This is a genomic window from Chloroflexus sp., from assembly GCF_049970315.1.
Lineage (GTDB): Bacteria > Chloroflexota > Chloroflexia > Chloroflexales > Chloroflexaceae > Chloroflexus.
Genome location: NZ_JBMFNE010000005.1, coordinates 7,925 through 29,047, shown reverse-complemented (window position 1 = coordinate 29,047; position 21,123 = coordinate 7,925). Strand labels below are relative to the sequence as shown.

General features: G+C 54.5%; 19 protein-coding genes and 1 pseudogene. 5 read left to right on the top strand and 15 right to left on the bottom strand.

All coding sequences use genetic code 11. The features are described 5' to 3' along the window. The first annotated feature begins 319 nt into the window (after positions 1 to 319). Positions 320 to 892 carry a hypothetical protein gene (locus tag ACP5OT_RS05100; RefSeq protein ID WP_424674387.1) on the top strand — a complete coding sequence of 191 codons (573 nt, stop codon included), beginning with the start codon at positions 320 to 322 and terminating at the stop codon, positions 890 to 892. Positions 893 to 968: 76 nt separating this feature from the next. On the opposite strand, the gene ACP5OT_RS05095 is transcribed toward ACP5OT_RS05100, so the two are convergent. The 5 genes and pseudogenes from ACP5OT_RS05095 to ACP5OT_RS05075 all read right to left on the bottom strand — a co-directional run bounded on the left by ACP5OT_RS05095 (position 969) and on the right by ACP5OT_RS05075 (position 4,089). Next, positions 969 to 1,394: a hypothetical protein gene (locus ACP5OT_RS05095; RefSeq protein WP_424674386.1), complete on the bottom strand. Its 426-nt coding sequence runs from the start codon at positions 1,392 to 1,394 to the stop codon at positions 969 to 971. Between the two features lie 50 nt (positions 1,395 to 1,444). Then, positions 1,445 to 1,999: pseudogene (locus ACP5OT_RS05090) on the bottom strand (sulfite exporter TauE/SafE family protein). Between the two features lie 312 nt (positions 2,000 to 2,311). Further along, positions 2,312 to 3,367, bottom strand: coding sequence for a permease (locus tag ACP5OT_RS05085; protein WP_424674385.1), 1,056 nt, complete (start codon positions 3,365 to 3,367; stop codon positions 2,312 to 2,314). Positions 3,368 to 3,487: 120 nt separating this feature from the next. After that, the gene (locus tag ACP5OT_RS05080) at positions 3,488 to 3,724 is read right to left on the bottom strand and encodes a thioredoxin family protein (protein WP_424674384.1); all 237 of its coding nucleotides are present in this window, start codon (positions 3,722 to 3,724) and stop codon (positions 3,488 to 3,490) included. Beyond that, positions 3,712 to 4,089 carry an ArsR/SmtB family transcription factor gene (locus ACP5OT_RS05075; protein ID WP_424674383.1) on the bottom strand — a complete coding sequence of 126 codons (378 nt, stop codon included), beginning with the start codon at positions 4,087 to 4,089 and terminating at the stop codon, positions 3,712 to 3,714. Before ACP5OT_RS05075 ends, ACP5OT_RS05080 begins: the two co-directional genes overlap by 13 nt. A 157-nt stretch (positions 4,090 to 4,246) precedes the next feature. Between ACP5OT_RS05075 and ACP5OT_RS05070 the strand changes: the two genes are divergently transcribed. Continuing rightward, positions 4,247 to 4,678, top strand: a complete 432-nt coding sequence (locus ACP5OT_RS05070; protein ID WP_424674382.1) for a MerR family transcriptional regulator — start codon at positions 4,247 to 4,249, stop codon at positions 4,676 to 4,678. A gap of 67 nt (positions 4,679 to 4,745) precedes the next feature. On the opposite strand, the gene arsJ is transcribed toward ACP5OT_RS05070, so the two are convergent. From arsJ to nusA, 7 genes are all read right to left on the bottom strand, one after another. Then, entirely contained in the window at positions 4,746 to 6,047 is a 1,302-nt protein-coding gene (arsJ, locus tag ACP5OT_RS05065; RefSeq protein WP_428112846.1) for an organoarsenical effux MFS transporter ArsJ, read from the bottom strand. Further along, positions 6,044 to 7,051, bottom strand: coding sequence for an ArsJ-associated glyceraldehyde-3-phosphate dehydrogenase (locus ACP5OT_RS05060; protein WP_424674426.1), 1,008 nt, complete (start codon positions 7,049 to 7,051; stop codon positions 6,044 to 6,046). The genes arsJ and ACP5OT_RS05060 overlap by 4 nt, the downstream gene beginning before the upstream one ends. 104 nt (positions 7,052 to 7,155) lie before the next feature. Then, positions 7,156 to 7,764, bottom strand: a complete 609-nt coding sequence (locus ACP5OT_RS05055) for a class I SAM-dependent methyltransferase (protein WP_308446228.1) — start codon at positions 7,762 to 7,764, stop codon at positions 7,156 to 7,158. Next, entirely contained in the window at positions 7,754 to 8,137 is a 384-nt protein-coding gene (gene rbfA / locus ACP5OT_RS05050; protein WP_424674380.1) for a 30S ribosome-binding factor RbfA, read from the bottom strand. The genes ACP5OT_RS05055 and rbfA overlap by 11 nt, the downstream gene beginning before the upstream one ends. Positions 8,138 to 8,300: 163 nt before the next feature. Beyond that, the gene (gene infB / locus ACP5OT_RS05045; protein ID WP_424674379.1) at positions 8,301 to 10,562 is read right to left on the bottom strand and encodes a translation initiation factor IF-2; all 2,262 of its coding nucleotides are present in this window, start codon (positions 10,560 to 10,562) and stop codon (positions 8,301 to 8,303) included. A 101-nt stretch (positions 10,563 to 10,663) separates the two neighbouring features. Then, entirely contained in the window at positions 10,664 to 10,990 is a 327-nt protein-coding gene (gene rnpM, locus ACP5OT_RS05040; protein ID WP_424674378.1) for an RNase P modulator RnpM, read from the bottom strand. Positions 10,991 to 10,994: 4 nt separating this feature from the next. After that, positions 10,995 to 12,323: a transcription termination factor NusA gene (nusA, locus tag ACP5OT_RS05035; RefSeq protein WP_424674377.1), complete on the bottom strand. Its 1,329-nt coding sequence runs from the start codon at positions 12,321 to 12,323 to the stop codon at positions 10,995 to 10,997. Between the two features lie 441 nt (positions 12,324 to 12,764). Between nusA and ACP5OT_RS05030 the strand changes: the two genes are divergently transcribed. Next, a complete protein-coding gene (locus ACP5OT_RS05030) occupies positions 12,765 to 13,652 on the top strand; it encodes a hypothetical protein (RefSeq protein WP_428131519.1) in 888 nt (295 codons plus the stop codon). Positions 13,653 to 13,693: 41 nt separating this feature from the next. Continuing rightward, positions 13,694 to 15,604 carry a DNA topoisomerase (ATP-hydrolyzing) subunit B gene (gene gyrB, locus ACP5OT_RS05025; RefSeq protein ID WP_424674375.1) on the top strand — a complete coding sequence of 637 codons (1,911 nt, stop codon included), beginning with the start codon at positions 13,694 to 13,696 and terminating at the stop codon, positions 15,602 to 15,604. Positions 15,605 to 15,675: 71 nt separating this feature from the next. Here the strand turns inward: gyrB and ACP5OT_RS05020 are convergent, their stop codons facing one another. Next, on the bottom strand, positions 15,676 to 16,707 hold the full coding sequence (locus ACP5OT_RS05020; RefSeq protein WP_424674374.1) for a DUF4349 domain-containing protein: 1,032 nt from the start codon (positions 16,705 to 16,707) through the stop codon (positions 15,676 to 15,678). Between the two features lie 244 nt (positions 16,708 to 16,951). Here ACP5OT_RS05020 and ACP5OT_RS05015 point away from each other — a divergent pair, with 244 nt between their 5' ends. Next, positions 16,952 to 18,706, top strand: a complete 1,755-nt coding sequence (locus ACP5OT_RS05015; protein ID WP_424674373.1) for a DUF3352 domain-containing protein — start codon at positions 16,952 to 16,954, stop codon at positions 18,704 to 18,706. 32 nt (positions 18,707 to 18,738) lie between these two features. Here the strand turns inward: ACP5OT_RS05015 and ACP5OT_RS05010 are convergent, their stop codons facing one another. Continuing rightward, positions 18,739 to 19,575 (bottom strand): GNAT family N-acetyltransferase, encoded by an 837-nt coding sequence (locus ACP5OT_RS05010; RefSeq protein WP_424674372.1) that lies wholly within the window; start codon positions 19,573 to 19,575, stop codon positions 18,739 to 18,741. 460 nt (positions 19,576 to 20,035) lie between these two features. Then, the gene (locus ACP5OT_RS05005) at positions 20,036 to 20,950 is read right to left on the bottom strand and encodes a diacylglycerol/lipid kinase family protein (RefSeq protein ID WP_424674371.1); all 915 of its coding nucleotides are present in this window, start codon (positions 20,948 to 20,950) and stop codon (positions 20,036 to 20,038) included. Between the last annotated feature and the right edge of the window lie 173 nt (positions 20,951 to 21,123).

Below are 21,123 nucleotides of genomic sequence, written 5' to 3'. Positions count from 1 at the left end.
GGCGATAGCAGGAAAAATGTGGTACTGTCGGTACCGTTGTCGGGATTTTCCTGACAAAGATGAGACATTGCGATTCGGCGTCAGCAGCACGCTTTAAAACATACCTATGCGCTCCGGATACTAATGCTTGTCGCACGTAGCCCTCGTCGTCTAGTACGAACTGTACCTACATTCTTTGTGACAAAAGGATCGTACCATGCGAGGTTGGGGCGCATTAAAAAGGTTTCGCAACTGATAGTGAAAGTTAGGATATGCCGCACGGTAAATCGCTCACATGCAGTTGCATCGTTGTCTACCCTGAAGCGTGGAGTATGCCATCGTGACAGTCTCTCGTCTTGAACGCTATCAAGCTACTATCTACCTCATTGCCATCGCCGCTGGGCTTGCTATTTGTCAACGTTGGCCTATCTTAGCTCCCATCGCAGACCAAGCCCTCTGGTCGTTGCTGGCTCTGTTGCTCACCGTCACCTTCCTCCAGATTCCGCTGCTGCATCTGCGCGAAGCGTTGGTTGACCGGCGATTGGTGATCCTATTATTTGTTGGCAATTTTGTGCTCATTCCGGGCATCGTCTGGTTACTCCTCCACTGGTTGCCACCTGATGCAGCATTACGGTTAGGAGTAGCGCTCGTCTTGTTAGTGCCCTGTACCGACTGGTTTATCGCCTTTTGCCATCTTGGCGGTGGTGATACCGCGCGGGCATTGGCGGTCACACCGCTGTTGCTGATTGGGCAAGGGGTTCTTTTACCGTTGTATCTCTGGCTCATGCTTGATCTGACGACACTCGATGTGATTGCCGGCTTAAATATTTGGCCGGCACTACTGATTATCTTGGTTCCGCTACTCGTTGCGATCAGTGATGAGCGCTGGCTCGAAGCCCGGCCAGAGCGATAGGTGTGGCGGCAAGAAGTGCTGGGCTGACTGTGCCCCTGCTAACATTGGTTGTGGGTGCAATTGCGGTATCGCAGGCTCAAGCGGCAATGGCGGCGCTCGCGGTTGTCCCGGTGGTGACACCGGTATTCGTTGTCTTTCTATGCATCGCGACGCTGCTAGCCTCCCTATTGCACCGGCTAGGCCGCTTACCGACCCGGTCAGGACGGGTGCTGCTATTCAGTTTCAGCACCCGCAACTCGTTTGTGGTGCTGCCGCTGGCGCTTAACTTACCGCCGGGGTGGGAGGAGCCGGCGCTGGTGATTGTGATGCAGTCGTTGGTCGAGTTGATCGGGATGGCGGTGATGGTGTGGGTCGGGTCACGATGGTGGTACTCCCACCGTAGGAGGCACAGTGCTGCTGTGCCCCTACCCACGACCAACAACCACGCTTGCTGCAACGCCAACACAATCAGTACCGCAGCAAAGATACGGGTCAACGTCAGGCTTTTGACCCGCTGTGCCATAAATGCAGCACCAGCTTGTGCTCCGAGTACAGCCGAGATTGAGGTCAGGATCAATAAAATAACAACCAGTCGAAGCGAGCGTCAAGCAGATGGCTTGCAAACGTCGAAAAGGAGGGTAGCGTGACAATCACCGCGTTGGTTGCCGCAGCAATGCGGGCAGTGTAGCCTAGTAGCACCAATGTTGGCATCAGCAGAAAACCGGGGCCGACCCCTAAGAAGCCGGCAAAAACACCAATGGCAGCACTGGCGAAGCCGGCCTTGACCCGTGTTGCGTCACTGATAACGGTGGGTTGGCTGTCGTCTTATGTCGGTGGAAAGGCCATGCGGTAGGCGAGGAACATTAGTACCCCGACATAGATCCACCAGATGGTGGTTGTCGGGACAAATTGTAAAAGCCATACCCCGATTGGTGCAACGATGGTGGTAATGATCAGTAACGGAAGAGCGGTGCGCCAATCGACCATCCCTTTGCGTGCCAAGGTAACTGCGCTGGCAATGGCAGTGATGCTGTTGAGCCACAGTGAGAGCGGCATAATCTCGTGCTTGAGTTCGAGACCAAAGAGGCCAAGTACCGGTATGGTAACAAATGCAACACCGAGACCCATCATTCCTGATAGAAACGACAATCCAAACAACAGTATGGTCAGGATGAGCATAGAACATCGCCAGCCTCACTATGCTATACAAGTGGCTCAGGGATCGTTGTAACATCTTATCGGAGATAGCACCTCGTCGCTGTCCGTAGCTGAGTGCTCATTGTGCGAGTCGGGGCAATACCCATCACTGCACCTTTCTTCGCCTTCTTCAGCGTAGTGTCTAAGAGCCAGATCGTTGCGTGCGAGTCGTTAAGCGCACTGTACGTATCATTCCGTGACAAGCAGATGCCCTTCCCCGTAAGGAGAAGGGCAATAGTACTGCTAGTTCGCCATCACCACATTAAACAAATACCCTACCACTACAATCCCGCTCGCCACAATGCCGACAAACACGGCAATCAATTGCGGCTTCAGCACGCGCCGTAAAATAATCATTTCCGGCAAGCTGAGCGCTACCACCGCCATCATAAACGCAAGCACCGTCCCTAGAGCGGCCCCTTTTGCCATCAGAGCCTGTACTACCGGAATGATACCGGCAGCGTTCGAGTACAGCGGTACACCTAAGATTACACCTGCCGGTACCGACCACCACGCATCGCGGCCTAGAATACCGGCCAATGCGTCTTCAGGCACGTAACCGTGAATTCCGGCACCGATGGCAATGCCAATGACCACATAGAGCCATACCTTGCCGACAATATCGCGTGTATTCTCCCAAGCGAGCCTGAACCGTTCAGTCCACGTCGGGTTTTCGATGGCAATCTCACCGGTACCACCACGAATCTGCCAGACAAAATCTTCTACGAATCGCTCCATTCTCAGCCGTCCGATCACTAGACCGGCCACGATCGCTACAGTCATTCCGGCTACGAGATAGAGCATTGCTATTTGCCACCCGAACATCCCGAATAGCATGATCAGTGCTACTTCGTTGACCATTGGCGCAGCGATCAAGAACGAAAAGGTTACACCAAGCGGAATGCCCGCTTCGACAAAGCCGATGAAGAGGGGTACTGCCGAACACGAACAGAAAGGGGTAAGTACGCCTAGTCCGGCAGCCAGCAGATTGCCGATCCCTTCGCGTTTTCCGCCCAACCACGCCCGTGTGCGTTCAGGACTAAAAAACGAACGCAGGGTACTAATGACGAAGATCATCCCACTCAAAAGTAAGAGAATCTTCGGGACATCGTAGAGAAAAAAGGCCACCGACTCACCCAAATGTGAGCCTTCTGCTAAACCGAATAGATGATACGTTAGCCAGTTGGCTAAAGGCTGGATCACGTTGTACGCGATGAGCCACATGACTGCTGCCCCAACGACGATCAGCCACGCGCGGCTGTCAGATTGACGAGAAGGTTTGGTAAGAGTCTGTTCCATTGCTGTTGTCCTCATCGGTAGGGTCTAACCGGATATGCAATTTTTTGCATATCCGGTCGAAAGAAATTGGGCGTAACCGCCCACTCGTTGTACCTGCAAAGCCAATCCTAACTGCGGATACTACTGCTTCAACCAGTCGGCAATCTCCTCTTCTGAGGGGATGCGTCCTGATGCAACCAATACGTTATTCACCACCAACCCCGGAGTACGCATCACATTCCAGCGCATAATTTGCGCGTAGTCGGTAACCTTCTCGACAGAAGCTTCCAGTTGGTAGCGCTGGATCACGTTGCGAACACGCGCTTCCAGCTTTTGGCAGTTGGGACAACCGGGACCAAGTACCTTCACATCGACCATGGTTTCACTCCTTGTTCTAAGATGATAGAATGAGATATACATTGCGGACACGAACACACCGCCGAATTTGGTTGCCACGGCTCGGCTTCGCCGACGAGGTTGCGCGCCATATCGAGGAGTTCGAGCACCTCACGGTGGATGATCCGATAGTAGATATGCGGTCCATCGCGCCGGTCGCTGATCAGGCCGGCTTTACGTAAGACGGCTAACTGCTGCGATACATACGCTTGGCGTAGGCCGAGCACTGCTTCGATATGGCATACGCACGCCTCACCCTGCCGGAGGATCTCGAGGATCTGTATCCGAACGGGATGCATCAGCGCTTTGAACAGGTGAGCCTGTTTGGCGGCGATTGTGTTCTTCATAGTTGCTATGATATGCGATTTTCTGAATATGTTCGTTAAGAGATCATAACAGTAATCGTTGCGATGTGATAACGCTTTGGGGTTGTGATAAAATGAGCTAATTAGAACGGTGAGGTTGTTTTCGTGAAGTCCTTACATGGACGATAAGGAATATGGTATGCATATTCGTGATCTAGCTCGTCAGACTGGCGTATCGCCTAAGACCATCCGTTACTATGAGCAGATCGGTTTGCTACCACCACCGCAGCGCGCTGAAAATAACTACCGTTGCTATACCCACGCTGATGTCGAACGGCTGCGCTTTATCGTTGGTGCACGTAGCCTTGATCTCTCATTACGTGAAATTGCCGCCATCCTCGCTCTCAGCGATCACGGTGAAGCACCTTGTACCGAGATGATAGATACGCTCGATCAACATATCACCGCGATTGATCAACGTATCGCCAATTTGCACGCATTACGCAATTTGCTGATCACGCTTCGTCAACAGGGTGACCGGAGTGCAACGCTGTGGGAAGATTGTGTCTGTGCGCTGGTGCGTGATCGGGTGCTTACCACCGGGCATAACACCGGCTCAGGCAGAGGATAAAACCCTCTGTATCGCTGTATGCTCGTTCGTCATATTTCCACCAAACCTACACCCTCTCAACGCCTACCTATTCACCTGCAACCTTCCACTCACCGGTCACAACGCGCACCGGTGCTGGCAACCGGATCGAAAGTAGGCCGGCCATCAGCACAAACCCTGCTGAAGCCCAGAGACACGCTATGAGACCGCCGTACAGACCGTTCTGCATCCCCCATTGGTACAGCGCACCCGACAAGACAGTACCGACCAGCCGCCCTAGTGCATTCGCCATATAGTAGAAACCGACATTCATCGCCACTTTCGTATCATCGGCGTAGGCCAAAATGAGATAACTATGCACTGCCGAATTGAGTGCAAAGATGACACCAAATGCGAGCAACCCGATCACCACCGCAGCAGTCGGCGCAAAACCAACGCCAAGCGCCAGAGCAATTGCCGCTGGAAATGCAGCCAGGGCAAATGCCAACCACATTGCAGTGCGTCCATCAGGCGCACGCGCATCAGTTACACGCCGTCGGATAAGTGCTGGCGTGGAGGCTTGTATAAAGCCGTAGCCAATCGTCCATGCTGCCATAAACCCACCGGCCAGCCAAAAGTCCCAACCGAGCACGGTGATAAAAAAGACCGGTAACCCGACCACAAACCAGACATCGCGCGCACCGAATAGAAAGATCCGTGCTGCGGCAAGGAGATTAACCGCTCGGTTGGGTGAAAACATCTGCTTAAACTTGGCCTTTTTATCGGTGCTGCCTAGATCGCCGCTGATCGCACCGACCGCACCGATCAGTGCTACCAACACCAACGCCGCTAACAGCAGCAACGCGGTCTGAAAGCCAAACAGCGTCAGCAAGAGCGCACCGACAAAGAAGCCTAGTCCCTTAATCGCGTTCTTCGAGCCGGTGAGCACACTCACCCAGCGGTAAAGTTGACCCTCACCCTCACCGGCCACCAGCTTTACCGCACTCTTCGATGACATCTTGGTCAAATCTTTGGCAATACCCGACAACGCTTGCGCAGCCATCACGTAGGGAACCACTAATAACGATGGTGGAGCAAAGGCAAGCATGCTGAGCGCAACCAGTTGTACGGTGAGACCGGCAAATAAGGTTATCTTCAGACCGAATCGCGCACCAAGATAACCACCAAACAGATTAGTGATCACACCAAAAATCTCGTAGAACAAGAAGAGCGAAGCCACAGCAAATGGCGAATACCCGAGCTGAGCAAAATAAAAGAGGACTAACATCCGAATCGCGCCATCGGTGAGCGTATCCGCCCAATACGCGACCGTAACCAAGAGGTAATTCCGGCGATCGGCTTGTCGCTGGGTAGACGTTGTCGTTGTACCGGTCGATTGGAGTGGTTTCATCGCGCCATTGCCACCTTTCGCGCTAATTCTACATACCGGTTTGCGTAGCCCCACTCGTTATCGTACCACGCATAAATTTTCACCTGTGTGCCATCGGTGACCATGGTACACAATGAGTCGATAATCGCAGAGTGCGGATTTGTCAGAAAATCGATTGATACCAGCGGGCGCGTCTCGTAGGCTAAAATACCCTTCAGCGAGCCTTCGGCAGCCACCCGCAACAATTCATTCACTTCGGTGACGGTGGTTGGTCGTGTGACTTCAAACACACAGTCGGTCAGCGAAGCGTTAAGTAGGGGTACCCGCACCGCTTGCCCATCGAGCTTTCCTTGCAATTCTGGGAAGATAAGACCAATTGCCGTTGCCGAGCCGGTAGTTGTGGGTATAAGCGACAAGCTCGACGCCCGTGCCCGTCGCAAATCTTTGTGCGGTTGGTCATGCACACTCTGGGTGTTGGTTGAGCTGTGGATGGTGGTGATCATACCGTGGCGAATGCCAATACCTTCGTGAATGACTTTCACAATCGGCGCCAGACAGTTGGTCGTACAAGAGGCAGCAGTCAGCAGATGATGGCGTGTCGGATCATACTGGTGATCATTCACCCCCATCACTACATTAAGCGCCTCGCCCTTCACCGGTGCAGCCACAATCACCTTCTTCACACCGACAGCGAAGTAAGCTGCTAACTGTTCAGAGGTGCGAAACTTCCCCGTCGCCTCCAGCACGATCTCAACTCCGACGGCTGCCCACGGTACCACTGCCGGGTCCTTGATCTGGCTATAGCCAATTGCATGACCATCGATAACCAACCGATCACCCTCATCGTGAACCTCATGCGGCCAGCGTCCATGCGCCGAGTCAAACGTCAAGAGATGCGCCGCCACCGATGCATCGCCACCGATCTCGTTGATGTGGGCAAACTCGAGTTCTGGCCAGCCCCACGCGGCCCGGAGCGCCAACCGCCCGATCCGACCAAAGCCGTTGATCCCAACCCGCACCACTATTGTGCCCTCCTACTTTATATCATTTCGTATTGATACAATTTTATGAGATACACGGTGTTTTGGCAAGCGGAAAACCGTGCGTGGTTCAGCCGGGGCGGTACCGGCTAGTCAAGATGAGTCGGTGCGATAATCCGATACACCGAATGACCGGCACGTTTCTTGATCTCTTTGAGGCGTAACTGATGGCGTGGACCAAGGCGAGGTATCAGATGGTTAAGACCGCTCACCACAACGAACCAGTACTCACCACCGGGGCGCAGATGGCGGAGTGGTGCAAGGATGAATTCATGCTCAATCGCGTAGTCACCAATCTTAGCCGGAATATTGGAGACGATCAGGTCATAGGGGCCGGGAGGTGCATCACTCAGCCCAACACTGCCGAGCACGGTCACATTCGGGGTAGCGTTGAGGATGGCATTATGGCGGGCATAACGCACGGCAAGCAAATCTTTATCGACGAGGGTTACATTGGCGTTAGGGAAGCGGCGGGCGAGACAAATACCGATCACCCCACAACCACAGCCAAGATCGAGGATATGCTGTGGTGTGGTCATTGCCGGTTCGATCAATCGCAAGAGCAGATCGGTACCTTCGTCGATTTGAAATGACGAAAAGATTGTATGCCCAACATCAAAAGCGAATTGCTGACCGCGCAACGTATAGGTAATCCGCTTTTTGTAGTAGGGATCGAAAGGAATGTTCTCACTGTTCATCATCGATGCGCGGAGGATTTACCATCCGTTCGTGCTGAATTTGGCGAATAACGTCATTAATATGCAGGCTATAATCAATCGATGTATCTTCGATCAAGTGCAATTCTGGAATAAAGCGCATATGACGCATCTCTTCTGCGACTCGTTTGCGCAGAAAGCCGCGTGCTCGTTGCAAAGCCGCCATCGTTGTTGCCCGTTCTTCTGGAGTACCCATGATCGAAATATACACTTTGGCGTGTTGTAGATCGGCGCTCACCTCGACATTCGTGACCGAAGCGAACCCAACCCGTGGATCCTTCAACTCTGTCTGGATCACTTCGCCGAGAATCCGCTGCATCGTATCAGCGACTTGTTGTAATCGTTGTTTAGCCATAGTTTGCACCCTTCGCGCAGTGGACAGAAACACTCTCGAACCAGATCGGTCTACCGAACAATGGGAAGGTAAATGGTTGTGTATGATGATCTGGTTTCATGACATAGCCGGCAGAAGCGTTAGCGTGTGCGCTTCTGCCGGTAGATAGATCATCGAATGGCGATCACAGGGTGGCTGCTACCTGCTCTTGGCGATAGAACTCGAGCGCATCACCGATTTCAATATCGTTAAAGCCCTCGACGATCAAACCGCACTCATAACCGGCCGTCACCTCGCGCACATCATCTTTAAATCGCTTGAGCGACGAGATCTTGCCGTCGTGGATCACCACGCCGCGCCGCAACACGCGGACATTTTGGCCGGTGCGTGTAATCTTACCGTCGGTGACATACACACCGGCGACTACCTCACGGGTAGGTAAGCGGAAGATATTGCGGACCTCGGCATAGCCCTCGACCACCTCTTTGAAGGTTGGCGCGAGCATACCGGCCATTGCCTTCTTCAAATCATCTTGCAACTGATAGATGATGTTGTAGAAGCGAATATCAATCCCGTGCTGTTCGGCGTGACGGCGGGCTGCCGGGTCTGGCCGAGCGTTAAAGCCGATAATAATCGCATGGCTGGCGAGGGCAAGGTTCACATCACCTTCGGTAATGGCACCGACACCACGGTGAATGATGCGGGTTTGCACCTCGCTCTGCGATTGGTTCAACTGCTCGATCAGATGGGCAATTGCATCGAGTGAGCCTTGGACATCGGCTTTCAAGATCAGGTTCAACTCCTTCACCTGACCCTGTTTCACCTTGCCAAACAGCTCTTCGAGGCTGGTACCGCGCGCGCTCGCTGCCATCGCTTCGGCCCGCTGCTGGCGTTGGCGTTGCAATGCAATCTCGCGTGCCACAACCAGATCGTCCATCACCTGCAAGATGTCACCGGCCTGGGGCACACCTTCCAACCCGATAATTTCCACCGGGGTTGACGGCTCGGCGTGGCGAAGGCGCTTCCCGCTGTCGCTAAACATTGATTTGATCTTGCCGGCGACACAGCCGACCAACACGTTATCTTCGAGGTGGAGGGTACCATTTTGGATCAACACCGTTGCTACTGGGCCACGACTCTTATCGAGTTTGGCCTCGATAATCGTACCAACGGCCGGTGCATTGGGATTTGCGCGCAGATCCTCAAGGTCGGCCACCAACAAGATCATTTCCAGCAACCCGTCAATATTAATTTTCTGTCGAGCTGAAACATGCACACACGGTACGTTACCACCGTACTCTTCGACAATCACGTCCAGTGCGGCCAACTGCTGCTTGATCCGATCGGGATTTGCCGTTGGCAAATCAATCTTATTAATTGCCACGATCATCGGCACACCGGCCGCTTTGACGTGAGCAATGGCTTCTTCGGTTTGCGGCTTGACACCATCATCGGCGGCGACCACCAAGACAACAATATCGGTAACTTGGGCACCGCGCGCGCGCATGGCGGTAAACGCCTCGTGGCCGGGTGTATCGAGGAAGGTAATCTTCCGGTGATTCACCTCGACCTGATACGCACCGATATGCTGGGTGATCCCACCGGCCTCGCCTTCTGCTACCCGTGTCGAGCGAATTGCATCGAGCAACTTTGTCTTTCCGTGGTCAACGTGACCCATAATCGTAACGACGGGTGGACGAGGGCGCATCTCTTCCGGTGGTTGGGATCGGAGCACCTCTTTAATGTCTTCGACGATCCCAACCATTTGTTCAGGCATATTTTCGACCGTTTCAATCCCGAAATCGGTCATGATAAGGGCAGCCGTCTCATAATCGATTTGCTGATTGATATTGGCAATCATGCCCGCTTTGAGCATGGTCTTCAAAATATCGGCAGCGCCAATACCGGTCGCTTCCGACAACTCGCGCACCGTCATGACCGGGGGTAATGCAACCGGTCCGCGCGGACGCACCACCGGGCGGGTAGTCGTCGGGGTGGGCGGACGGCGCAACACGGCTTCGCGTTCGCGTTCACGTTCTTCAGGTTGAGGACGGCCACGGGATTGTTGTGAGCGAGCATTACGGGTATTCGTGCCGCGAGCCGGGGCCGGTGTAGCACCACCGCCGCGCACCGGAGCCGGCGTACTGCCGCCACTTCGCGACGCAGCCGGCGCATTATTACCACGAGCTGGTTGGCCGCCACTCCGGGCATTTGCCGGTGCTGCCGGTCGCGCATTTCCTTGGTTGGTCGGTGTATTGCGTCCACCGGTGGACGACGAACGTCCACCACCGGTTGATTGATTGGCCGGCTGCCGATGAGCACCGGTAGCAGTTGAAGTACGCCCCGTTCCTGTCTGTTGATTGCTTGTGCGATTCGTCGATTGGCCGGTGCTACGCCCGCTACCCGTTCCCGTACCGCCTGTATCTCGTCGTGGCTTGTCACTCATCTTCATCTTCCTTTCTGGAGAGCAGCCCGGCTCAGGGAAGCTCTCGCGTTATCAGGCGCACATACGTCAACGGTGCGTTGCGTAGAATCCACCGGAATCGGCTATTCAGATACCGCTGACGTTGTCGCCTGCAACAATTGTCGAGCCATTTGTTCTATTGCCGCCCGATCATCGAGATGCAGCGTTGAAATCTTCAAAGCCCGTTCAATCGTATGGCGGCGTAAGGCTTGTGTCCAACATTCCGGGTTGTGGCATAAGTAAGCGCCACGGCCGGATCGTTTGCCGGTTGGATCAATCGTTACGCGCCCGTGTGCATCGCGTACCAATCGGATCAGCGCACGTTTCGCATCACTGTGTCGGCACACGATACACGTGCGTTGTGGGATGTGCCGTGGTCGCGGCGTACCGGTTTGAGCTTTGGCCGCCATCGCCTTACTCCTCATCAGGCGCAGTCTGCCCGCCTTCCAACAAGATATAGGAGGCGAACAGGCGGTTATTATAGTAAATAAAGATCTTTTGCGATGTTGCCCGTACCTGTACCATCTGCCCAACCAGATCGTTACCGAGTGGGCCGTAGCGATGACCGCGGTAGCGGATAGTGCCGTCAGCCTGTACGATGCGCTGTTCAACCGGGGCATTGGCCAATTCGGCGGCAATCGCCATCTGTTCGGCCTCGGCTTCAGCGCGGGCCTCAGCCGCGGCCCGTTCCTCTTCGAGCAACGCCGACGCACTCTTAATATCGATCCGCCAACCGGTGAGCTTCGCTGCCAGCCGGACGTTCTGCCCTTCCTTACCGATTGCCAGCGAAAGTTGCTTGTCGGGGACAATCACCAGCGCGGTATGGTCGTGATCGTGGAGATGCACCTCAACCACTTGTGCCGGCGAGAGGGCATTGGCAATGTACTCACGTGGATCCGACGACCACTGCACCACATCGATCTTCTCGCCGTTTAGCTCATTAACAATATTCTGAATGCGGATACCACGCATTCCGACGCACGACCCGACTGGATCGATCCCCTCTTGGCGGGCCGCAACAGCGACTTTCGTGCGCAGGCCAGGTTCACGGGCCACCGACTTAATCTCAACCGACCCGTTGTAGATTTCGGGAACTTCCATCTCGAACAGGCGGTTGATCAGATTCTTGTGCGCGCGCGACGCAATCAGGCGAGGGCCGCGATCATCCTTCTTGACCTCGAGCAGCAATACCTTGAGCCGCTGGCCGTGGTAATAGCGATCGTTTGCTACTTGCTCTTTTGGCGGGATAATGGCCTCGGCCTTACCTATCTCAAGGATCACGTTGCCGCGTGGCCCGTTGTTACGCTGTACCGTCGCCGTCACCAACTCGCCTTCGCGATCTTCAAATTCGTTATAGATATAGCTACGTTCGATCTCTTTAATCCCTTGCAACACCACTTGCTTCGCAGTTTGGGCGGCGATCCGGCCAAAATCACGCGGTGTGCTCTCGACCAGCACCGTCTCGCCGATCTGAACGTCGGGCTTGATTTGGCGCGCACTGTTGAGATCGATCTCAAACCGCTCGTCGTACACTTCATCGACCACTTGCTTCTCAGCGTAGACCCGCGCCATACCGCTGACGGGATCGAGCTTGACCGTCACTTCTACCGCCGGTGGATTGGGGCCGAGTAAGCGCTTGTATGCGCTCACCAATGCCCGTTCCATCACGTCAATGATGGCCTCTTTTGGAATACCGCGTTCGGACGCAATCTGAGTAATTGCCGCGTAAAAATCGCTTTTCATTGCTGTAACTCGCCTGACAATAAGAAAAGTGGGTTTGACCCACTTTCCACCCGAACCACGCAGACTGCTGCGCTAGACCACTGCTCTGGCAGCGGAAGCGGCTTGCTAGCGGTACTCACAGACGGTTCATCGCGCTTCCCTGAACGGCCTGATGAGACTGTCGCCTATTTCGACAGCAGCGAGTGTCAAGCAGGTGGTTGCACCTTCCCACTAGTTGTGCAACCTTACGCCACACGTCAAGTATATCACCTCCAACCGGCTTTTGCAAACCGTTTTTGAACGGATTTTCGAGAAGCCATTCGTTTATCGGTAGTTGTCTATCCGAGCCATCGTTTCATCGTTGCTGATGGTGGGGCGGTGGGTTGAGCCTTGTTGAGTTTCTCGAACATGTGTGCAAAGATTGGCAATGGAGGGCGTTGATCTGTGGTATAATACAGGCTGATGAAACGAGCAAACGAGTGGGCAAAACGCATGCGCCAACCGGTATCGCCGATCGATGCGCTGACGGACGGATTTGCGACTATCCACCGTCAGCCGTTTATTCTGCTGTTCTCGATAGGGTTGAGCGCGTATGTATGGCTAGGTAGCGCGATTACTCTCGCTCTGCCGCCGTACACGGATCAAGGTCTGATCGGTTCGTTCCTTGGGACCTTACACGCCATTGATGCTCGCACATTCTTGGTGCCGACCAACCTGATCCCGATCCTCACGCCTGGCGTTGAGACGATCATACCACCACCGTTGGTGTTATCTGTCGAACAGTATATACTTGCGTTGATCGGCCTGAATCTAGTGGCGCTGGTTGTGAGTAGTGTATTTTTGGCGAGCTTGTATCGTCTGATCCTGATGCGGCCAAGGCCGGTGGCGCAACCGACACTTTTTCATCACAGCCTCGCGATTGCCGTCCGGCTCGCCGGGGTTCTTGGCCTGATCGGGAGTGTGGTCGTACCCCTGCTGATCTGTTCTGGTGTCATTATCTGGTTGATGCCAAGTACATTCTCGCTTGTATATACTGTCTGGATCGGGTTAGGGCTGCTTGGGTTGGTTGTGTTTGGCTTTGCGCCGGAAATGATCGTCTTCCATAATTACGGGCCACTGATGGCGTTACAGGCGAGTTGGCGCTTTGCTCGCCAACGGTGGTTCTCGATTGCAACATTTCTTGCGCTCTGTGCCATTATTGAAATTGGCTTCGCCGGTCTCTGGCACGCCGTTGCCGCTCAACCGGGCTGGCTGGCTCCGGCAATTGTCGGTCAGGCTTACATCGGTAGCGGCCTACGCACTGCACGCCTACAGTTCTATCGGCGATATGCCAACGTGACGGTTAGCTAAACTGGCATACTTTTTGCGTTGCCGATAAAGGAATAGTCCTCATGACAAACGAAACACCGACAACCTACGACGAAAGTCAGATTCAAGTGCTGGAAGGCATGGAAGCCGTCCGCAAGCGCCCCGGTATGTATATTGGTCCTACCGATATTAACGGCCTCCACACGATGGTGCGCGAGGTGGTTGATAACTCGGTCGATGAGGTGATGGCCGGACGGGCGACGAGTGTCAGTGTGACTATTCACCGCGACGGTTCGGTGACGGTGAGTGATGATGGTTCCGGGATTCCGGTTGGTATCCATCCGAAAGAGGGTATCAGCACCCTCACACTAGTCATGACGCGCTTGCACGCCGGCGGTAAATTCGGTAGCGGCGGCTATAAGGTCTCTTCCGGCCTGCACGGCGTTGGTGTTTCGGCAGTCAATGCGCTTTCGTCGTATATGCGGGTCGATGTATATCGTAATGGTCGTCATTACTACCAGGAGTATCGGGCCGGTGTGCCGGTGACGGATGTGATTGATCTGGAACCAACCGATCGCCACGGTACGACGACGCGCTTTTTACCCGATACCTCGATTATTCAGACGCTCGACTACAATTTCGATACGCTCGCCCAACGTTTCCGCGAGATGAGCTATCTCAACAAGGGGTTGCGGTTTAAGTTTGTTGATGAGCGTACCAATCGCGAACTGAACTTTTACTTCGAGGGCGGGATTGTGTCGTATGTCCGCCATCTCAATAAAGATAAGGTTGTGCTCCATCGCCAGCCCTTCTATGTCGAGCGGGTGGTTGATGAGGTGATGGTGGAAGTGGCGTTACAGTATACTGATACGTTTGATACGGATAATGTTTATACTTTTGCAAATAATATCAATAACTCTGACGGTGGTTCGCATTTGTCAGGGTTTCGCACTGCACTAACCCGCGTGATCAATAGTTATGCGCGAGCCAAAGGGCTGTTGAAGGAGAATGAGAGTAATCTTACCGGCGATGATGTGCGTGAGGGATTGACGGCGGTGATCAGTGTGAAGCTGAAAGACCCGCAGTTTTCCTCACAGACCAAAGAGAAGTTGGTTAGCCCGGAAGCAGCCAGTGCAGTGGCGACGGTGTTTGGCGATGCGTTTAGTGCCTGGCTCGATGAGAACCCGGCTGATGCGCGGCGGATTATCGAGAAGGCGATCGCGGCGGCGCGCACTCGTCTCGCCGTACAGAAAGTACGTGAGACGGCGCGCAAGAGCGCGATGGAAGGTTTTTCACTGCCCGGCAAGTTGGCCGATTGTTCAGACCCTAACCCAGCTCGTTGCGAGCTGTATATTGTCGAGGGTGATAGCGCCGGTGGAACGGCTAAGCAGGGTCGTGACCGCCGTTTTCAAGCCATTCTGCCGCTGCGCGGTAAGATTCTGAATGTCGAGAAAAGCCGGCTTGACCGTATGCTGTCAAACGCCGAAGTGCGTGCGCTGATTACTGCTATCGGTACCTCCATCGGTGACCAGTTTGATCTGAGTAAGCTGCGCTATCACCGCATCTTTCTCATGACCGACGCTGATGTTGATGGGAGCCATATTCGTACCCTGTTACTTACCTTTTTCTTCCGCCACATGCGGCCTCTGATTACCAATGGTCATCTCTTTATCGCGCAACCCCCGCTCTATCGGATTAAACACGGGCGTGAGCAGGTCTACACCTATTCCGACGCCGAGCGTGATGCGTATCTCAGCAAATTGCCACCCGGAACCAAAGTTGAGATTCAGCGCTACAAAGGGTTAGGTGAAATGAATGCCGAACAACTGTGGGAGACAACCATGAACCCACAGAACCGAGTGATCTTGCAGGTGACGCTGGAAGATGCCGCGCGCGCTGATGAGACGTTCACGATGTTGATGGGTGATTTGGTGCCACCACGCCGCCGGTTTATCCAGACCCACGCGAATGAGGTGGTGGAGTTGGATATTTAACGGTAGCGTGTAATTCGCAAGGAGTGAGAAGGGGCAGAACCAACGATCTGCCCCTTGTTGTGTGCTATGAGCTATTTCTCCTCTGGCGTTACCGGTGTTGTGATGGGTTGCCGGCTGGAGATACCTTTTCCTTGATGCGCGCCATATAGGGCTGGATGCCATCTTCGCCAGAGCCAGATGAGCAGCCCGACCGGAATGATCCACACTGGTGACCAAATAGCGAGGATCAGCACGATGGTCAAGATGCTCTCGCCAAATGCGCGCAGCAGACCGAACTGTTCAATGACTATCTTCCACGGATCCCAGGTTGGTGTCGGCTCCGGCTTTTCTTCGACCACCGGTACTGGTCTCATGATCACGCTAATTGTTGAGAAATTCGTGTTCTGTTCAAGATAGCGCATGCGACCTTTGATCTGTTCGATCTGCCCTTGAATCTCGGCGAGGCGCTGGTAGAGGAGAAGCGTATCCTCAAGATTTTGTGCGGTTGCGAGGAGCGCTTTGATGCGGTCATGGGTAGCTTCGAGATTGCGAAGTCGTGATTGGAGATCGACGTATTGTTCGGTAACATCTTCACCGTCAACGGTCCGGCTCACAATCTCTTTCGCTAAACCTTCGATCTCGGTGAGTGCCCGTTCAAAGTTCTCAAACGGGACGCGAAACGTGATGTACGACTCACGGGTTTGCTCGCGCCCTTGCGCACGGACGTGCAGGATATATCCGCCAAGGCGATCGGCGATGTCACGCACACGATCCTCTGCTTGATCAACCGATTCGACACGGATATCCAAGGTGGCATTGAGAATAACCATTCTCGAGGCATACAGCAGCGGATTAGTCTCGCCGGTAGGGTTGTCTCTCTCACCAGAAGTACTGTCTGCCACGATCGATCCTGCTTCACCTACTGGCATGCCCGCCACGGCCGATGTTGCTTCACCTGCTGGTACGCCTGCCATTGCTGGTGCGACTCTACCTGCTTGCGCGCTCACTACCTCTTCACTCGTTCGCTGCGTATTGCCGTTAAAGTCAGCCTTCCGCGGCGGCTCCGGACTGCACCCCACCAGTAACAGCATAGCTGTCACCACAACGGTGAATAACCGAACCATACGATGACCTCCTGTAAACCTGAGAATCTGATGAAACAGTGTTATGCACTTGATAAACGCCAGCGGTAAGGAATGAGTTCCCGGTCTGTGGATGCAACTTTCCACGAGAGTGAATGTACATTCTTTTGTCTTGGTAATGGGCCGGATGCATGCCGACGTCTATGAATGTAACTTTTCACGACAGTGAACGTATATAACAACGACAGCATCGGTTGTATGTTGTGATACGTGGAAGGGACACTACATGACAACACCCGATCCGTTCTCGTTACCACCTGTTTCGTCTGCCGAATCACGACGCAGTCCATTGCTCCTGATCATCGGTGGTTTAGTCATTGGTGGACTACTGATCATCATCGGTAGTAGTGTGTTGGTATGGAGTGTGATCAACCAGCGTGGTAGTGCCATTCCTGAACTATTACCGGCTGAAACCCAAATCTACGCTGCGATCACGCCCAACCTGAGCGATCTGCCGAATATTGACCGGATACGACGAGCCTTTCCCGAAACCTTCGACTACCAGAACACCGACCAAACGACCGATTTTTTGCAAGAGCGCTTTGGCGTAACGTTTGCCGATGATATCGCGCCATGGATCGGGGCTGAAGCGGCAATCGCCGTCTATGGCTTGCCCATCGAACGGATCGGCGCAGTAGCCGCTGAGACGGCCAACCCGCTCAATCCGCTAGCTACCCTTAATCCGTTTGAGGACGTCGACTTACGCGACGCCAGTGTACTGTTGATCGCGACAGTTCGTGATGAGCGAGCCGCCCAGGCGTTTCTCGACAAACAGCGCATGTTTCGAGAGGCGCAAGGTGAGCGTTTTACGAACAGCACAACGAATGGGGTGACGATCTACGAAAGTGAGCGTGATGAAACGGCGTTTGCTGCCTTCGCACTGGCCCGCAATATGGTCGTCTTTGCCAACAATGCCACGAGCATCTCGACGCTGATCGAGCAACGTAGCGAGTCTGCTCTGGCCCGTAGCGCACAATTTCAAGCCGTGATCCAGAATTTGCCGACTGACCGGATTGGCACGATCTATCTTGCCGGAGATGGATTGGCTCGTTTTATTGACAGCCTCTTTACATCAGGCTCACTCGATGAGAGTGTGCCAACACTGGCCGATATGCGATCGGCAGCCCAAGCTATGCAAGGGGTCGGCTTCACAATGGCCGTTATCGAGAGCGGGCTGCGCTTCGATGCAGTGACCGTCTTCGATCGCAACCGGCTGAGTGATGCACTGCGCGAGCAACTCGGCAGCCTGCGTCCAACCGTCTCGCCCGAACGAGCCGGTGATGTCAGCAGCACCGCGATCGGTGTATTCAGTTTTGGCATACCGGCTGATTGGGGGCAGCGTCTCCGTAAGCAATTGGAGGCCGAACCTGGAACTGCCAATGCGCTGCGTGATCTCGAAGACAGTCTCAACATCAATCTCGACCGCGACTTGTTTAGCTGGTTTCACGGTGAAGGGGTGATCGCGCTGTTGCCTATCGATAGTGTCGAATTGCCGGTAGGAGGCTACTTCGCGCTGAAGGTTGCCGATCAGTCGGCTGCCAAGCGAGGTATGCAACGGCTTATGGAATTAGCCGAAGATCTTACCGGTATCCGTCTAGGTGCAACCTCGCTGGGGCGCACGCAAGTGCAAGCGTTTGAAGAGGGCGATCTCTTCTTTGGGTACGGCTTTAACGGCAACGATCTGGTGATTGCAGTGGGTCGACCGGCGATGGAAGCTGCCTTTAACGCCGAACAAAAACTGACGAGTGTGACGACCTATGCGAATGGTTTGAAGGCGATGCCCTCTCCCAATGGTGGTGTCCTGTACATTAACCTTACCGCCGCCCGCAGGTGGTTTAACCAGATGCGTAATGTTCCGATTGATTTCGAACTTGAGCAGCGGTTGGCTCCATTCACTGCTATCACGAGCAGTGGCACGGTCGGGATCGATGATCGTGGGTTAATACGTGGTACACTGCTGTTAAGTATTGAACCGCAGTGAGGCAGACAGCGTAAGCGCATGCGCGCTTGTGCTCACGCTGCCTGCTTGTAGACCCCATACCACCGAGTCGGGATAAATCCACATGATCGGTAGAGCCGGTATGCCGGCATGTTACCCTCTTCGACCTCAATCTGAATGCGCTGGTATCCGGCCTCACACAGACGATGAAGTGTAGTCAGCAAGAGTAGCCGACCGTACCCTTGCCCTTGGAGCGCACGGCGCACGCCAAAAGTGGTGATCATAATCCCCTGCTCGCTCCGCAGCAGACGCAGCACTGCTACCGGTGTCCCGGCGACTTCGCCAATGACAAAGCGATGCATCGGATTAGCGATGCGGTCGGTGACAAACGCTGCTACCTCTTCAGCGGGGTCACCGAAAGCATCGGCGATGATCGTAGTGATCGCATTGGAATCACTGGGTTCGGCGAGGCGAGTCTGCCACGTCGCTGGCAGTGGCGGCAATGGCGGAAGCTGGGCGGGGTCGAGTTCGAGTAAGGTTTCGACCAGCACCCGGCGCAACTGTAACGCAGTGGCAAACGGTGCAACCGCTGGCCCGGCTTCATCGGCGATCATCTGCCAACTCCCGTTACGTGCATTAGCCCAGTGCGCAATTTGTGTAACCAGTTGGCGACCGATACCGCGCCGACGCCATGCCGGGTCGACTGCGATGACCGCCTCGATAGCGAAGTAGCCGTACATAACTGCACCGCCAACCACCGTCTCCCCGATCCGCGCTGCGACCAAAGTCGGCGGTGGATCGCCATCGAGCCACACCGGTAAGACAATGCCGTCACTCTGGTTACAACGGTCAAACACGGCAAGGACGGTGGGCCATTCAGTGGCAGTGATGATGGTGATGGTAGCGGTCATGGTGGTTACAGGTGACCCTTTCAGTGGTGGCAATATTTCCTTCCCGATGTAGAACAGCGTGCGTCGGTTGTGATCACAGAGTATACGCTATCTCGGCCCGCATGTAGTCAATGTGCGGCCAACATCTGCAACCGACGAGCGAGCTGCCGATCGGTATGGTACGCGGCGCAATGGGCCAACCACGTCGGTAGTAGGTCGCGCTCGATCCACGAATATCAAGAACGCTAACGCAAAGGCGCAAAAACGCAAAGGCGCAAAGAATATCAAGAACGCTAACGCAAAGGCGCAAAAACGCAAAGGCGCAAAAACGCAAAGGCGCAAAGAATATCAAGAACGCTAACGCAAAGGCGCAAAAACGCAAAGGAACGCAAAGGATGGTTAGATTACGATATCCCCTCAGCTTCCTTCGCGCCTTTGCGTGAGAACCCTCAGCGCCTCTGCGCCTTTGCGTTAAACACTTTCACACTACCAACTGCACCGCTCGTGGTAACACTTCGACCTCAACCCGCTGCGCTGCCGTCGCAATCACCTCACCGTCGGTCGCAACCGGGATCGGCGTTGGGCAGGTCACCTCGATCCGGCGGGCGCGGGCCATCGTGACTTCTGGCTCGTTGGTATGAACGCCACGCATCAAGAGCGGAATTTTACGCAGCGCACGTGAGATCGGCATTGTGTCGACGATACACAGATCGAGCAAACCATCGTCCAATTTCGCGTCCGGTGTCATCCAAAAACCACCGCCCTGACACCGGCCATTGCCAACACTGGCAAAGAAAAGCTGACGACTTACCCGTTGCCCATCGAAGCGCACGGTCATTGGACCTGGTCGATAGGTAGCGAGCGCCTTGAAAACCGAGATCAGGTAAACGGCAAACCCACGCAGCCATTTGATCTTCAAGCTCTCGACAGCTACTGCTGCGTCGAGGCCCATCCCAAGACCGTTGATGAAACAGCGCTGCAACGTCAAGCGACCGGCCGTAACTCGAATCCGGCCTACATCAATCGCCTGTGTGTGATTGTTGGCCAGCCGTTGCACTGCACCGGCAATGTCTCTCGGATGAACGCCGGGCAGTGATTTGACGAAATCACTGCCGGTACCGAGCGGAATAATCCCGAGTGCGACCTTGTTGCCGGTGCGGCTATCGATGATGCCGTTGACGACTTCATTGATCGTGCCGTCACCGCCCACTGCAACGACCCGCTCGGTGCCGCGCTGAATGGCTTGAATCGCCAATTCAGTTGCGCCACCGCGGGCGTGGGTAGTCACGATCTCGTACTCAATGGCGTGATCGCGTAAGGCTGCTTCAATGGCGTTCCGTCGTCGTCCGGCTAGACCGCGACCCGCCGCCGGATTCAGAATGACAGTTGTTGTCATACGTATCTAAACGCAAAGACGCAAAGAGCGCAGGGTACGCAAAGATTATTTTGAGCATCCTTCACGCCTTTGCGTTACCCACCTTCGCGCCTTTGCGCCTTTGCGTTACCCACCTTCGCGCCTTTGCGCCTTTGCGTTACCCACCTTCGCGCCTTTGCGCCTTTGCGTTACCC